The following is a 15,943-nucleotide window of genomic DNA, read 5'->3' as shown; positions in this document are numbered from 1 at the left end:
GATCACTTTCGAGGACGACAACGGGGAGCGGTTCACCGATGGCGAATGAAGACAAGTTCCGCGAGTACCTCCGGCGCACCACGGCCGACCTGATGCGCACCCGCGCGGCACTGGAGCGGCTGGAGCAGGCCGCGCGCGAGCCGCTGGCGATCGTCTCCATGGCCTGCAGGTACCCCGGCGGTGTCCGGTCGCCGGAGGACCTGTGGCGGCTGGTGGAGGCGCGGACCGACGCGATCGGCCCGTTCCCGCGTGACCGCGGCTGGCCGCTGGACGAGCTGATCGACCCCGACCCGGACAGGGAGGGCACCAGCTACGCCGCCGAGGGCGGCTTCCTGTACTCCGCCGCCGACTTCGACCCCGAGCTCTTCGGCGTCAGCCCACGCGAGGCGCTCACGATCGACCCGCAGCAGCGGCTGCTCCTGCAGACGTCCTGGGAGGTCTTCGAGCGCGCCGGGCTGGACCCGCGCTCCGTGTCGGGGGAGCGGATCGGGGTGTTCGTCGGCGTCATGTACTCCGACTACGGTTCCCGCCACAGCCGCGCGCCCGAGGGTTTCGAGGGGTTCGTCGGCACCGGCAGCGCCGGGAGCATCGCCTCGGGCCGCGTCGCCTACACCTTCGGGCTGCAGGGACCTGCGGTCACCGTGGACACCGCGTGCTCGTCCTCGCTGGTGGCGCTGCACTACGCGGCGGAGGCGGTGCGCCGGGGAGACTGCGAGATGGCCGTCGCGGGCGGGAGCACGGTCATGGCCACCCCGGCGACGTTCGTCGAGTTCAGCCGCCAGCGCGGGCTGTCCCCCGACGGCCGGTGCAAAGCCTACGCGGCCTCGGCCGACGGCACCGGCTGGGCGGAAGGCGTCGGGCTGGTGCTCGTCGAGCGCCTCTCGGAGGCCCGGCGCAAGGGCCATCCGGTCGTCGCGGTGCTGCGCGGCAGCGCGGTCAACTCCGACGGCGCGAGCAGCCGGCTGTCGGCGCCCAACGGGGTGGCGCAGCGGCGGGTGATCCTCGCCGCGCTGGCCGACGCGGGCGTCGACCCCGCCGAGGTGGACGCCGTCGAGGGGCACGGCACCGGTACGGGCCTGGGCGACCCGATCGAGGCCGGCGCCCTCATGGAGACCTACGGCCGGGCCCGCCCGGTGACGGATCCGGTGTGGCTGGGCTCGCTCAAGTCCAACATCGGGCACACCCAGGCCGCGGCGGGCATCGGCGGCGTGATGAAGATGGCGATGGCGATGCGGCACGGGGTGCTTCCGGCCAGCCTGCACATCGACGAGCCGTCGCCGCACGTCGACTGGGACGCGGGAGGGCTCGCCCCGCTCACCGGGGCGAGGGAGTGGCCGCGCCGGGACCACCCGCGCCGGGCCGCGGTCTCCTCGTTCGGGATCAGCGGCACGAACGCGCACGTCGTCATCGAGGAGCCGCACGAGGAGCCGCACGAGGAGCCGTCCGCGCCCGAGGAGCCGCTCGCGGCCGGGGAGTCACCCGCGCCTGGGGAGCCGCTCGCGGCCGAGGAGCCGTCCGCGCCTGGGGAGCCGTCCGCGGCGCCGGAGTCCCCTCGGGCGGGCGCGACCGGGACTCCGGCGCCGGTGGTGTGGACGGTGTCCGGGCACACCGAGCAGGCGCTGCGTGACCAGATCGGCCGGTTGCGGGCACACGTGGCGGAGAACCCGGGCCTCGCCCCGGCCGACGTCGCCCACAGCCTCCGCACCGGGCGTGCCGACCTGTCCCACCGCGCGGTCGCCGTCGGGACGGACCTCGACCGGCTGGCCGGGGAGCTGGCGGCGATGGAGCAGGGGCTCCCGTCCCGGCGCGCGGCGCAGGGCGAGGCGGTGGTGAACGGGCGGCCGGTCTTCGTGTTCCCCGGCCAGGGGTCGCAGTGGGCCGGGATGGCCCGCGAGCTCCTCGCCGCCTCCGAGCCGTTCGGCGACGAGATGCGGCGGTGCGCCGAGGCGCTGGCCCCGCACGTCGGCTGGGACCTGCTGGAGGTGGTGTCCTCCGGGGAGGAGACCCTGCTCGGCCGGGTCGACGTGGTGCAGCCCGCCCTGTTCTCGATGATGGTCTCGCTCGCCGCGGTGTGGCGTTCCCTCGGGATCGAACCCGCCGCGGTGGTGGGGCACTCGCAGGGGGAGATAGCCGCCGCCCACGTCGCCGGTGCCCTTGACCTGGCCGACGCGGCGGCGCTGGTGGCCCGGCGCAGCGCCGCCATCCTGGACATCGCGGGAACCGGGGCGATGGCGTCGATCGGCCTGTCCGCCGGGGAACTGCGCCGCAGGCTCGGCGGCCGGGACGAGATAGCCGTCGCCGCCGTCAACGGGCCGGACGCGACCGTGGTGTCGGGAGAGGCGGGCGCGGTACGCGACCTCGTCGCCCGGTGCGAGGCCGAAGGGGTCAGGGCGCGGCTCGTCCCCGTCGACTACGCCTCCCACTCGCCGGCCGTCGAGCCCCTGCGAGAACCCCTGCTCGCCCGGTTCGCCGGCATCCGCCCGCGGACGTCGGCCGTCGCCTTCTTCTCCACGGTCACGGCCGCCGAGATCGACACGAGTGCCCTCGACGCCGGGTACTGGTACGACAACCTTCGCCGGCCGGTACGCCTCGCCGAGACCGTCACCGCCCTCCTGGAGGCGGGCCACCGGTGCTTCCTGGAGGTCAGCCCGCATCCGGTGCTCGTGGCCCCGCTGCGCGACACCTTCGACGGCGCCGGCGTGGAGGCGCACGCGCTGGCCACGCTCCGTCGCGACGACGGCGGGCTGGAGCAGCTGCTCACCTCGGCCGGGAGCCTGTTCGCGGCCGGAGTCCCCGTCGAGTGGGGGGCGGCCACGCGGGGACGCCGTGTCGGCCTGCCCACCTACGCGTTCCAGGAACGACGGTTCTGGCTCGACACCCGCACCGAGGGGGCACCGGGGACGCCGCCCCTGACCGGTCCCGCCGGGGCGGGGCACCCGCTCCTGGGCGTGGTCGTGGAGCCGGCGGACGGGCGGGCGGTGCTGTTCAGCGGTGGCCTCCCCGGCGGGCCCGGCGGCTGGACCCGCGAGCACCGGCTCGGCGAGCGCCCGGTGCTCGTCGGGAGCGCGCTGGTCGAGCTGGCACTCGCGGCCGGGGAACGCCTCGGCCTGCCGCGAGTGGACGACCTCGCGTTCCTCGCCCCCGTGGACGTGCCGGACGGGCCCGTACAGGTCCAGGTGGAGGTGAACGCCGAGGACGGCGGCGCGGGCGCGACGTTCACGGTGCACACCCGGCGGGGAGGTGAGGACGCCGAGGAGCCGTGGCGGCTGCACGCCTCGGGCTCGCTGGGCGCGGGTGACCCCGAGGGCCCCGATGATCTCGACGGCCTTGATGACCCCGGCGAATCCGGTGGCCTCCGTGGCTCCGGCTCCGGCTCCGGTGGTCCCGGTGTCCTCGCGGAGGGGGGCGGGATCCCGGAGGCGTGGCCGCCGCCGGGCGCCGAGCCCGTCGACGTGGACGCCGGATACGCCCGGCTGGCCGACGCGGGCGTGCACTACGGCCCCCGCCTGCGCCGCGTACGGGCCGCCTGGCGTTCGGGCGGCGACGTGTTCGCCGAGGTGACCCCGCCGGACGGGGACGCGGGCCAGGGCGGTGAGGGGTTCGTGCTCCATCCCGCGCTGCTGGACGGGATGGCGCAGGCGGCCTTCCTCGACCGGGCGGTCCGCGCGTACGACCGGAACGAGCCACCCGAGGCCGCCGTGCCGTTCAGCTGGACCGGTGTACGGCTCCACGCCGCCGCGACGGGCCCGGCGCGCGTCCGCCTGGCCTGGACAGGGCCGGAGACCTTCTCGCTCACCGCGGCCGACGCCACCGGCCGGGCGGTGCTGACCGTCGAGGAGGTGCGCGTCCGCCCGGCCGCCGGGGAGCCCGGCGAGGCCCCGGCCCCCGCCCCTGCCCCTGCCTCTGCCCTCGCCTCCGTTCCCCGGCCGCGCCGCGCGGTGCGGCGGTCCGGGCGGGCCGTTCCCGCGGACGCCGGGCCGGCCGGCGCCGTGCCCGCCGACGTCCTGGCCGGGCTTTCCGGGAGCGAGCGGGAGGAGCGGGTGCTGGACCTGGTCACCCGGACGCTCGCCGGCCTCCTCGGCCACGAGTCCGCCCGTGCCGTCCGCCCGGACCGGCCCTTCCGCGATCTCGGCATCGACTCCATGACAGGGGTACGGCTCCGGGACCATCTCGGCCGCCTCCTGGGCCGCCGCCTGCCGAGCACGCTCGTGTTCGACCATCCGAGCCCGCGCGCCCTGGCCCGCCACCTGAGCCGCGCCGCGCCGGACGGCCCCTCCCGGGCCGTGGCCCGGCGCGGGCGGACGGCCGAGGACCCCGTCGCGATCGTCGCGATGGCCTGCCGCTACCCGGGCGGTGTCAGCACCCCCGAGCAACTGTGGGAGCTCCTGGAATCGGGCGGGGACGCGGTCGGGCCCTTTCCCGGCGACCGGGGCTGGGACCTGGGCAGGCTGTTCGACGACGACCCGGACAGCCCGGGTACGTCCTACGCGCGCGACGGCGGGTTCATCCACGAGGCCGCCGAGTTCGACGCGGACTTCTTCGAGATGAACCCGCGCGAGGCCAAGGCCGCCGACCCACAGCAGCGGCTGCTGCTGGAGACCTCGTGGGAGGCCTTCCAGCGCGCGGGCATCGACCCGGCCGGCCTGCGAGGCTCCCGCACCGGTGTCTACGTCGGCCTGATCTACACCGAGTACGGCGGCCGGGCGCAGGACGATCCGCGCGAGTACGGCGGGTATCTGGGCACCGGCAGCGCCGGGAGCGTGGCGTCGGGCCGGATCGCCTACACCTACGGCCTGCAGGGGCCCGCGATCACCGTGGACACGGCCTGCTCGTCCTCGCTGGTGGCGCTCCACCTGGCGGTGCAGGGGCTGCGCGCCGGGGAGTGCGACCTCGCGCTGGTCGGCGGGGCCACGCTCATGGCGACGCCCGCGACCTTCGTGGAGTTCAGCCGCCAGCGAGGGCTCTCGCCCGACGGGCGCTGCCGCGCGTTCGCCGACGCCGCCGACGGGACGGGCTTCGGTGAGGGGGTCGGACTGCTGCTGGTGGAACGGCTGTCGGACGCGCGGCGCAACGGGCATCCCGTGCTGGCCGTGGTCAAGGGCTCGGCGGTGAACCAGGACGGCGCCAGCAACGGGCTCACCGCGCCCAACGGCCCCTCCCAGGAACGGGTGATCGAGGAGGCCCTGCGCGCCGCGGGCCTCGCCCCGGCCGACGTGGACGCGGTCGAGGCGCACGGCACCGGCACCACCCTGGGTGACCCGGTGGAGGCGCAGGCGCTGCTCGCCACGTACGGGGCGGCGCGCGGGGACCGCCCGCCACTCAGGCTGGGCTCGCTCAAGTCCAACATCGGGCACACCCAGGCGGCGGCCGGCGTCGGCGGGATCATCAAGATGGTCCTGGCGCTGGAGCACGGGACGCTGCCGCGTACGTTGCACGTCGACAGGCCGTCCCGTCACGTCGACTGGGACCGGGGCGGTGTCGCGCTGCTCACCGAGAACACCCCCTGGCTCCCGGGGGAGCGTCCACGACGGTTCGGGGTCTCCGCCTTCGGCATGAGCGGGACCAACGCGCACGTCGTCGTCGAGGAGCCGCCCGCGCCCGAGGTCGCTCCCGCGCCGGAGCCCTTCGCCGGTCCGGTCCCGCTGGTCCTGTCGGCGAGGTCGGCGCGCGCGCTCCGGGGCGAGGCGCGGCGGCTGCGCGCCTACCTGGAACGGTATCCGGAGGCCGCCCTGGCCGACGTCGCGGCGGCCCTGGTCACGACCAGGGCCGAGTTCGGCCATCGCGCGGTCGTCGTGGCCGGCGACCGCGAGGAGGCGCTGGCGGGGCTGGCCGCCGTCGCGGACGGGGCGCCGTCGGCCTCGTCGGTGACCGGGTACGCGAGGGATCCGCGCGAGCCGGTCCTCCTCTACCCCGGCCAGGGCGCGCAGTGGGAGGGCATGGCCCGCGCGCTGCTCGCCGAGTCCGAGGTCTTCGCCCGGCGGGTCGGCGAATGCGCCGCGGCCCTCGACCCGGTGACCGGCTGGTCGCTGCTGGAGGCCCTGCGTGACGGCGCGGACCTGGGGCGCGTGGACGTGGTGCAGCCGGTCCTGTGGGCCGTGATGACCGGGCTGACCGCGCTGTGGGAGTCCTTCGGCGTACGGCCCGCCGCCGTCATCGGTCACTCGCAGGGCGAGATCGCCGCCGCGCTCACCTCGGGCGCGCTGTCGCTGGAGGAGGCGGCTGCGGTGGTGGCGCTGCGCAGCCGGGCCATCCGCACGATCGCGGGCGGCGGGGCGATGCTGTCGGTCGCGGCCTCGCGGGAGCGGGTGCGCGCGGTCCTCGAAAGCCTCGGGTTCCCGGCGGGCCCGGAAATCCCGGAGAGCGCGGGGGGCGGGGGCACAGAGAACACAGAGAACACGGGGAACACAGAGGGCGCGCAGGGCACAGGGCGTACAGGGAGCGCCGCGGGCGCTGTGTCGGTCGCCGCGCTGAACGGGCCGGCCTCGACCGTCGTCGCGGGCGAGGCCGGGGCGGTGGACCGTGTGCGACGTGAGCTGGAGAGGCTCGGCGTGCGCGTGCGGCTGATCGACGTGGACTACGCCTCACACTCGCCCCAGGTCGAGGCGCTCGAGGCGGAGCTGCTGGAGATCCTGCCCCGGCCCGCGCCGGACCGTGCGTTCACCGCCGGTGTCTTCTCCACCGTCACCGGCGCGAGGGTCGAGCCGGGTGACGGCACCGGCTTCGGGACGCCCGGGTACTGGTACCGCAATCTGCGCCGGCCGGTGCTGCTGCAGGCCGCGGTGGAGGCGGCCGCCTCGGCCGGGCACGAGACGTTCGTCGAGGTGAGCCCGCACCCCGTCGTCGGGCTGGGGGTCCAGGAGATCCTGGAGGCCCTCCCCGGAGTCGAGCGGCCCGCCGTGCTGGGCACGCTGCGCAGGGACGACGGCGGCATGGCGCGGGTGCTCACGTCGGTGGCCGAGGCCTGGGCGAACGGCGTCCGCGTCGACTGGCGGGGGTACCTCGGCGAGCGCCGGGGGCGGGTACCGACCCTGCCGACCTACGCCTTCGACCGGCACCGGTACTGGCTGGACGCGGCGGCGCCGGCGGCCACCGCCGGGGTCGCGGCGGGCGCGCGGCGGGTCGCCCATCCGCTGCTGGGCACGGCCGTGCGCGCGGCGTCCGAGGACGGCCTGCTGCTCTTCGGCCGGCTCTCCCTGGACGACCAGCCGTGGCTGGGCGATCACGTGGTGGACGGCGCGGTCCTGGTCCCCGGCGCGGTCCTCGCCGAACTGGCGGGACACGCGGGAGAACTGGCCGGTGTCGCGCGGGTGGACGAGCTGACCCTCCGGCGCCCGCTGGTGCTCGACGGCTCCGGCGCGGTGGAGATCCAGGTGACCGTGGGCCCGGCGGAACCGGACGGCCTGCGCCCGGTCGGGATTCACGCGCGGTCGGCGGACACCGATGATCCGCTGGGCGCGCCGTGGACGGTGTACGCCGCCGGTTCGCTCGCCCCGCCTTCCGGACCCGCCGCCGGGCCGGTCCCCGCCGAGTGGCCGCCGCCCGGCGCGGTGCCCGTCGACGTCGGCGGGCTGTACGAGGACCTGGCGGCCAGGGGCTATCACTACGGTCCGGCCTTCCACGGCCTGCGCGGGGCGTGGCGGTCCGGGGAGGACGTCCTCGCGGAGGTGTTCCTGGAGGGCCCGCGCGGGTACCGCGTCGCGCCCACGCTGCTGGACGCCGCGTTGCACGCCGTCGGGCTCGCGGGTCTGTTCCCCGACGACGGCGCCGTACGGCTGCCCTTCGCCTGGCGCGGCTTCACCCGGTACGCCGACACGTCCGCGACCGTGCCGTCCCCGGTACGGGTGCGCGTGCGCCGCACCGGGGACGACACGGTCGCGGTCGACCTGGCCACGGCCGGGGGCGACCCGGTGGCGGGCATCGAGGCCGTGACATTCCGCGCGGCCGACCCGGCGGACCTGGCCACGGCGGGCGCGGAGGACCTGCTGTACGAGCTCGCCTGGGACCCGGTGCGCTCCGGCGCCGGCGTACCGCGCGAACGCGTACGGGTCCTCGGCGACATCAGCGACATCAGCGACATAGGAGACATCGGCGGCACGGATGCCACCGGCGTCGTCGTCGAAACAGGCGAAACAGGCGGGAGTGGCGAGAGCGGCGGCGTCGGCGTCACCGGCGGCGCGGACGGTCCGGGGCTCGGCGCGGTGCTCGCGGCGCTGGACGCGGGAGAGTCCGCGCCCGAGGTGCTCGTCGTCCCGGCGGGCGGGGCGGCCGGGCCCGTGCCGGAGGCGGTCCGGGCCACCCTGTTGCGGGTGCTCGGCACGCTCCGGCGGGGGCTGGCCGACGACAGGCTGGCCGGCACGCTGTTCGTGGTGCGTACCCACCGCGCCGTGGAGGCGGTTCCGGGCGAGCGCGCCGGTGCGCTCGACGGCGCCGGCGTCTGGGGCCTGGTCCGCGGCGTGCAGGCCGAGGAACCGGGCCGGGTGGTCGTCGTGGACACGGAAAGCGCCTCCACGCCGCTGCCGGAGATCCTGGACGCCGTGGCGTCCGGCGAGCCGCAGATCGCGATCAGGGACGGCGGACCGCTGGTGCCCCGGCTCCGGCGCCGCCGGCGCGACCCGGTACCGTCCGGCGCGGGCAACTGGCGCCTGGAGGCGGCCGGGAGCGGGGTGGCCGACGACCTGGCGTACCGGCCCGTCGAGGACAGGCCACCGGGCCGCGGGGAGGTCAGGGTCGCCGTCCGCGTCGCCGGTCTCAACTTCCGTGACGCGATGCTCGCCCTGGGCATGTACCCGGGCGCGGCGGACCTGGGGACCGAGGGCGCCGGGGTGGTGCTCGCGGTCGGGGACGACGTGACCGGTATCGGGCCGGGCGACCGGGTGATGGGCCTCATCCCTGGAGGAATCGGGCCGGAGGCCGTCACCGATCACCGTCTGCTGGTGCCGATTCCGGAGGGGATGTCGTTCGCCCAGGCGGCGACCGTGCCCGCGGTGTTCCTCACCGCCTACTACGCCCTGCGCGACCTCGCCGGAGCCCGCCCGGGGGAGTGGCTCCTGGTCCACTCCGCCGCCGGCGGCGTCGGCGGGGCGGCGATCCAGCTGGCGCGCCACTGGGGGCTGACCGTGTTCGGCACCGCGAGCCCCGCCAAGTGGCCCGCGCTCGAAGGGGCGGGGCTGCCTCCCGGCAGGATCGCCGGCTCCCGCGACCTGTCCTTCGCCGGGGCGGTGCGGGCGGCGACCGGCGGGCGCGGCGTGGACATCGTGCTGAACTCGCTGGCCCGCGAGTTCGTGGACGCCTCGCTCGAACTGCTCGCGCCCGGCGGGCGGTTCGTCGAGATGGGCAAGACGGACGTGCGAGACCCCGACGAGGTCCGCGCCCGGCACGGCGCGCACTACCGGGCGTTCGACCTGGCCGAGGCGGGGCCGGACCGGATCGGCCGGATGCTCGCCGAGCTCGCGGGCCTGTTCGGGAGCGGGATCCTCACGCCGCTCCCGGTCACCTCCTGGGACGCGGGACGGGCGCCGGACGCCGTACGGCACCTCGGCCTCGCCCGGCACGTGGGCAAGGTGGCGATCCGGATCCCCCGGCCGATCCGCGCCGACGGCACGGTCCTGGTCACCGGCGCGACCGGCGGCGTGGGCAGGCTCGTCGCGCTGCACCTGGCCAGGGAACACGGCGCCCGGCACCTGCTGCTGCTGAGCAGGCGGGGCCCCCGGGCGGAGAGTGCCGGGCGGCTCCGCGAGGAGCTCGAAGGGCTCGGCGCGAAGGTGACGTTCGCCGCCGCGGACGTGGCGGACGCCGGCGCGCTGGCACGCGTGCTCGCGGACGTCCCGGCCGAGCACCCCCTGACGGCGGTGGTGCACGCGGCCGGGGTCCTGGACGACGCGACGCTCGCCAACCTCGTCCCCGAACGGCTCGACGCGGTGCTGCGGCCCAAGGTGGACGGCGCCTGGCACCTGCACGAGCTCACCAGGGACCTGGACCTCGCCGCGTTCGTGCTGTTCTCCTCGGCGGCCGGGATCGTGGGCGGCGCCGGGCAGTCGGCCTACGCGGCGGCCAACGTCTTCCTCGACGCCCTCGCCGTCGCCAGGACCCGCGAGGGGCTGCCCGCCACCTCGATCGCCTGGGGACTGTGGCGGTCCGAGAGCGCGATGACCGGTTCGCTCTCCGCCGTCGACCGGGCCAGGATGGCGCGGTCCGGGCTGCTGCCGCTGTCGGCGGGACGTGCCCTCGCGCTGCTGGACGCGGCGATGGCGGCGGCGGAGCCGTCGCTGGCCGCGGTCCTGCTGGACCTCGCGAGGCTGGCGGAGGTCCCGGATCCGGCCCCGCCGCTGCGGGCCCTGGTACGCGGTCGCGCACTCCCGGCGACGGCCGGCGACGGCCCCTCCGGGTCCGGGGACGGGGCCGAGCTGCCGCGGCTGCTCGCCGACACCGAGCCCGCGCGCCGCGCGGAGCTGATGACCGAGACGGTCTTCCGGTACGTGGAGGCGGTCCTCGGGCGGGCTCCCGGGGACGCCGGGGACACCGGGGACACCGGGGACGCGGTCGAGGAGGGCCGCAGCTTCAAGGAGCTCGGCTTCGACTCGCTGACCGCGGTCGAACTGCGCAACCGGCTCGGCAGGGCGACCGGGCTGCGGCTCCCCGCGACCGTCGTGTTCGACCATCCGACCCCGGCCGCGCTGGCCGGCCACCTGCTCGACCGGCTCGTCCCGGAACCGGCCGATCCGGAACCGGCCGTCTCGGAACCGGCCGATCCCGGACCGGGCGATCGGGAACCGGCCGGTCCGGGACCGGGCGGGCAGGCGGCCGAGGAGATCCCGGCGACCGCCGAGGAGCTGTTCCGGTTCATCGACTCCGAGCTTCGATCCCAGGGACGGCGGACGGCATGACCGACGAGAAGAAGCTGGTCGAGTACCTCCGGTGGACGACCGGCGAGCTCGCCCGGGTGAAGAGGGAACTGGCCGCCCTGTCGAACCCGGAACCGGTGGCCGTGGTCGCGATGGCCTGCCGTTACCCGGGCGGGGTGCGCTCGCCCGAGGACCTGTGGCGGGTGGTCGGCGACGGCGTCGACGCCGTCGGCGAGCCGCCGCAGGACCGCGGCTGGGGTCCGGTCCCGCAGGGGCGGGCGAGGGCCGGCGGCTTCCTGGACGACGCGGCCGGATTCGACGCCGCCTTCTTCGGGATCTCCCCCAGGGAGGCCGTGGCGATGGACCCGCAGCACCGGCAGCTGCTGGAGGTCTCCTGGGAGGCCCTGGAGCGCGCCGGGATCGTCCCGCGGTCACTGCGGGGCAGCCGGACCGGGGTGTTCACCGGCGTGATCTACCAGGACTACGCGCCCGCGATCGACGACGTGCCCCCCGAGCTCGACGGGTACCTCATGACCGGCAACGCGGCGAGTGTGGCCTCCGGGCGGGTGGCCTACACCCTCGGTTTCGAGGGGCCCGCGATCAGCGTCGACACCGCCTGTTCGTCCTCGCTCGTGGCGATCCACCTGGCCGCCGAATCGCTGCGCCGCTCCGAGTGCGACCTCGCGCTCGCCGGCGGGGTGACGGTGATGGCCACGCCCCGGGTCTTCGTGGAGTTCGCCCTCCAGGGCGGGCTCGCCGCGGACGGCCGCTGCAAGGCGTTCGCCGACGCGGCCGACGGCACCGGCTTCGGCGAGGGCGTGGGGGTGCTGGTCCTGGAGCGGCTCGGGGACGCCCGGCGCAACGGGCACCCCGTCCTGGCGGTGATCCGCGGCTCGGCGATCAACTCGGACGGGGCGAGCAACGGGCTCACCGCACCGAGCGGGGCCGCCCAGGAGAAGGTGATCCGGGCGGCCCTGCGCGGCGCGGGGCTCTCCCCGGCCGAGGTGGACGCGGTCGAGGCGCACGGGACCGGCACCGCTCTCGGGGATCCGATCGAGGCGGGCGCCCTGATCGCGGCCTACGGTACCGCCGCCGACCGGCGGCGGCCGCTGTGGCTCGGCTCGGTCAAGTCGAACCTGGGGCACACGCAGGCCGCGGCGGGGGTCGCCGGTGTGATCAAGATGGTGCAGGCGCTGCGGCACGGCGTGCTGCCGGCGACGCTGCACGTGGCGGACCGCTCCGCGCTGGTCGACTGGGACGGCGGCGGGGTGGAGCCGCTGGAGCGCTCCCGTCCGTGGCCGCGCGGCGACCCGCCGCGCCGGGCCGGCGTCTCCTCGTTCGGGATCAGCGGCACCAACGCCCACCTCGTCGTCGAGGAGGCGGCCGACGCGCACCCCGCCGGGGACGCGACGGCCGCGGGAGCGGGACCGCCGCGCCCCGGGGCGGCGGCCGGGAACGCGCCGGTGGCCGTCCCCTGGGTCCTGTCGGGAAAGACACCCGAGGCGGTGCGCGCGCAGGCCGCCCGGCTGCGAGACCTCCTGCGCTCCGGGACGGAGGTCGATCCCGCCGCCGTGGCCCGCACCCTGGCAGGGCGGCGGTCGCGGTTCAGGCACCGGGCGGTGGCGCTCGGCTCCGGCGCCGCCGAACTCGCCCGCGAGCTGGACGCGCTCGCCGGGCCGTCCAGCCCGGTCGCCACGGCGAGCCCGGCGCCGAAGGTGGCGTTCGTGTTCGGCGGCCAGGGGACCCAGCGGGCGCGGATGGGACGCGAGCTGTACGAACGGTTCCCGGTCTACGCCGAGGCGTTCGACGCCGCCTGCGCCGCGCTGGACCGGGCCAGGGAACTCCACCGCGCGCAGGGGCCGCCCCTGGGCGAGGTGGTGTCCGCCCCGGCCGACGGCCCGCTGGGAGGGCTGCTGCGGCGCACGGAGTTCGCCCAGCCCGCGCTGTTCGCCACCCAGCTCGCGCTCTGCCGGCTCGCCGAGCACCTGGGCCTGGTCGCCCACGCGCTGCTCGGCCACTCGATCGGCGAGCTCACCGCGGCGCACGTCGCCGGCGCGCTCTCACTGGAGGAGGCCGCGCGCCTCGTGGTGGTACGGGCGCTGGCGATGCAGGCGGCCCCGGCGGGCGGGGGCATGGTGTCGCTGCGGGCCGCCGAGGCGGAGGTACGGGCCGACCTGGCCGGCCTGGGCGGACGGGTGTCCGTGGCCGCGGTCAACGGGCCGCGGTCGACCGTGGTCTCCGGCGACGCCGACGCGGTGCGGGAACTGGCCGCCCGGTGGCGCTCGCGTGGGGTGCGCACGAAGGCGCTCGCGGTCGGCCAGGCATTCCACTCGCCGCACATGGACCACGCGCTGCCCCGGCTGGTGGAGGCGGCGGCGGAACTGACCGTCGGCGAACCCGCGACGCCCCTGGTCTCCAACAGGACGGGCCGGGTGGTGACCCGGGACGAACTGGCCGCACCGGACTACTGGGCCGCCCAGGTACGCGGCACGGTCCGCTTCCACGACGGCGTGCTCACCCTGCGGGGCCTCGGCGTCGACACCTTCGTCGAGATCGGGCCCGACACCACGATGACCGGCATGATCGCCGACTGCCTGGCGGGGGAGCGGGACGGCGCGTCGGCGATCGCGCTGGTGCGCGACCCCGCGGCGGAGGCCCGGTCGGTGCTGCGCGGCGTCGCGCAGGCCCACGCGCGCGGTGTCGGGGTCGACTGGGAGAAGGTGCTCGGCGAGGGACCGGCCGCCGATCCGGCCACCGTGCCGACCTACCCGTTCCGGCACGAGCGCTACTGGCTCGTCCCGCCCAGGAGGCACGGGCAGGACCGCCCCCCGTACGGGCCCCCGGTGGCGCCGGCCGTCTCGCCGCCGCTCGGCCTGCCCGAGGGCGAGCGCCACGACTTCCTGGCGTCGCTGGTGCTGACGGCGGTGGCCGACGCGCTCGGGCACTCCCACGGCGCGATCGATCCGGGGGACGACCTGACCCAGGTCGGCATCACCTCGTTCGGCGCGCTGGAGATCGCCGCCCGGCTCTCCCGGGAGGTCGGCGTCGACGTGCAGGTGGGGCTGGTGCTCGACCACGGCACCGCCCGCGAGCTCGCGTTCCGGCTGGAGGAACTGCTCGGCCAGGAGAACGCGCCGACACTTCTGGAGAAGCGATGACCACGAGAAGCGCCGAGGCGCGCACGCGCCTGCGCTCGCTGCACCGCGAGGGGACGCTCGCGGCGCGCTACGACGAGGTCGCGGCACTGCTGGCCGCGATGGACGAGGAGGACGCCGCCCGGTCGGCGCGGCTGCTGGACCGGGTCGACGTGGAGGCCGCCCGCGCACACCACCCCGGGCTCCCGCCCGCGGCCGTGACCATCACCGGGTACGGCACGCTCGACGCGCTGCGTACCGCGCTGACCGGCGAGCTGGCCCGCCACGGGTATCTTCCGGACGTCCGGCTCGCGGACTTCGGCTCGTACGCGTTCGAGCTCGGTGATCCCGGCAGCGCGCTGTACGCCGGGCGGCCCGACGTGACCGTCTGCGTGCTCGACCACGCGGCCGTGTTCGACGAGGTCGGCGTGCCGTTCACGGTGGACGACGTGGAGCGCGTGCTGGCGGGGAAGCTGGCGCTGTGGCGGCGGCTGGCGGCGCGGTTCGGCGAGAGCGGGTCCGGCGCGCTCGTGCTCAACACCGTCCCGCTGCCCCGGGTGTGGCAGGCGCAGGTGCTGGACTACCCGTCCAGGGCGCGGCTCGGCGCGGTATGGCGGCGGGCCAACGCCGAGTTGCTGGCGTTCGGCGAGTCGCTGGACGCGGTCGTGGTGATGGACCTCGACCCGCTGCTGACGGCGCCGGTCGAGCTGTCCGACCCGCGTTTCGAGGTCTACGCCCGCGCGCACCTGTCGGACGCCCTGCTCGGCGCGTACGCGCGCGAACTGGTCCACCTGGTGCGGGCCAGGACGGGCCGGGCCAGGAAGGTGCTGGCCGTCGACCTCGACCAGACGCTGTGGGGCGGTGTCCTCGGTGACGACGGGGTGGAGGGCATCGAGGTGGCCCACGGCCGGTGGGGGGAGGCCTTCCGCCGGTTCCAGGGCGTGGTGGCGCAGCTGCAGTCGCAGGGCGTCCTGCTGGCCGCGGTGAGCAAGAACGACCAGGACACCGTGCTCGCCGCGCTGCGGGACCACCCCGACATGGTGGTGCGCGAGGACGCCTTCGTCCGGATCCTCGCCAACTGGCAGCCGAAACCGGCCAACCTGCGCGTCCTGGCGCGGGAGCTGAACCTCGGCGGGGACAGCGTGGTGTTCGCCGACGACAGCGTCCACGAGTGCGCCGCGGTCGCCGCGGAACTGCCGGAGACCGCGGTGGTCCACCTGGACGGTGACCCGGCGCTGCACGCGACGCGGCTGCTGGCCGACGGCTGGTTCACCACGAACGAGGTGACCACGGAGGACCGCGTCCGGACGCGGCGCTACCACGAGGAGACGGCGCGGTCGGAGTTCCTGTCCGCGGCGGGATCGGCCGAGGAGTTCCTGAGCGGGCTGGAGGTGTCCGTACGGCTGGCACCGGCCGCCGCGGCCGACGTCGCGCGGCTGTCGCAGATCACCATGCGCACCAACCAGTTCAACCTCACCACGGAGCGCCTGTCCCCGGAGGCGGTGCGTGAGCGGGCGGAGCGGCCGGGCTCGCGGGTGCTGGCGCTGTCGGCGGCCGACCGGTTCGGGAGCAACGGGATCGTCGGAGCGGTCTTCCTGCGGGCGCTGCCGGACGGGCTGCTGATCGAGAACCTCCTGCTGAGCTGCCGGGTGTTCGCGCGGGGGATCGAGCAGGCGTGCCTGGCCGCGGTGCTCGACCGGGCACGCGCCGCGGGCTTTCCCTCGGTGCGCGGACACTACGTGGCGAGCGCGAAGAACGCCAAGGTGGCGGACTTCTACCCGCACTACGGGTTCACCGTGACGGAGGAGACGCCGCGGTGGTCGCGGTACGCGCACGACCTCGGCGAGATCGTCGGTGTGCCGGGCCATCTCACGCTGGAGGTCGCGGACGGGGTGGTACCGGCCCCGGTGGGAAGCGCGGAATCGGCGTTGACAAGCTGAGGCATCCTCGATTTAACTTGCGGACATA

Annotated in this window: 3 protein-coding genes; all 3 read left to right on the top strand. The window is 76.2% G+C overall.

Features of this window, described 5'->3' with window-relative positions; genetic code table 11:
• The first annotated feature begins 38 nt into the window (after positions 1-38).
• Genes ACFFRH_RS26965 through ACFFRH_RS26955 form a run of 3 tightly spaced genes read left to right on the top strand, consistent with a single transcriptional unit; the run spans position 39 to position 15,915 of the window.
• The gene (locus ACFFRH_RS26965; protein ID WP_386160439.1) at positions 39-10,883 is read left to right on the top strand and encodes an SDR family NAD(P)-dependent oxidoreductase; all 10,845 of its coding nucleotides are present in this window, start codon (positions 39-41) and stop codon (positions 10,881-10,883) included.
• Positions 10,880-13,999, top strand: coding sequence for a type I polyketide synthase (locus ACFFRH_RS26960; protein ID WP_386160437.1), 3,120 nt, complete (start codon positions 10,880-10,882; stop codon positions 13,997-13,999). The genes ACFFRH_RS26965 and ACFFRH_RS26960 overlap by 4 nt, the downstream gene beginning before the upstream one ends.
• The gene (locus tag ACFFRH_RS26955; protein WP_386160435.1) at positions 13,996-15,915 is read left to right on the top strand and encodes an HAD-IIIC family phosphatase; all 1,920 of its coding nucleotides are present in this window, start codon (positions 13,996-13,998) and stop codon (positions 15,913-15,915) included. The genes ACFFRH_RS26960 and ACFFRH_RS26955 overlap by 4 nt, the downstream gene beginning before the upstream one ends.
• The last annotated feature ends 28 nt before the right edge of the window (positions 15,916-15,943 follow it).

Origin of the sequence: Streptosporangium vulgare (genome assembly GCF_042428775.1) — a bacterium.
In the GTDB taxonomy this organism is placed as follows: domain Bacteria; phylum Actinomycetota; class Actinomycetes; order Streptosporangiales; family Streptosporangiaceae; genus Streptosporangium; species Streptosporangium vulgare.
The sequence above is the reverse complement of the archived record's forward strand: the minus strand, read 5'-3'. Positions and strand labels throughout refer to the sequence as shown.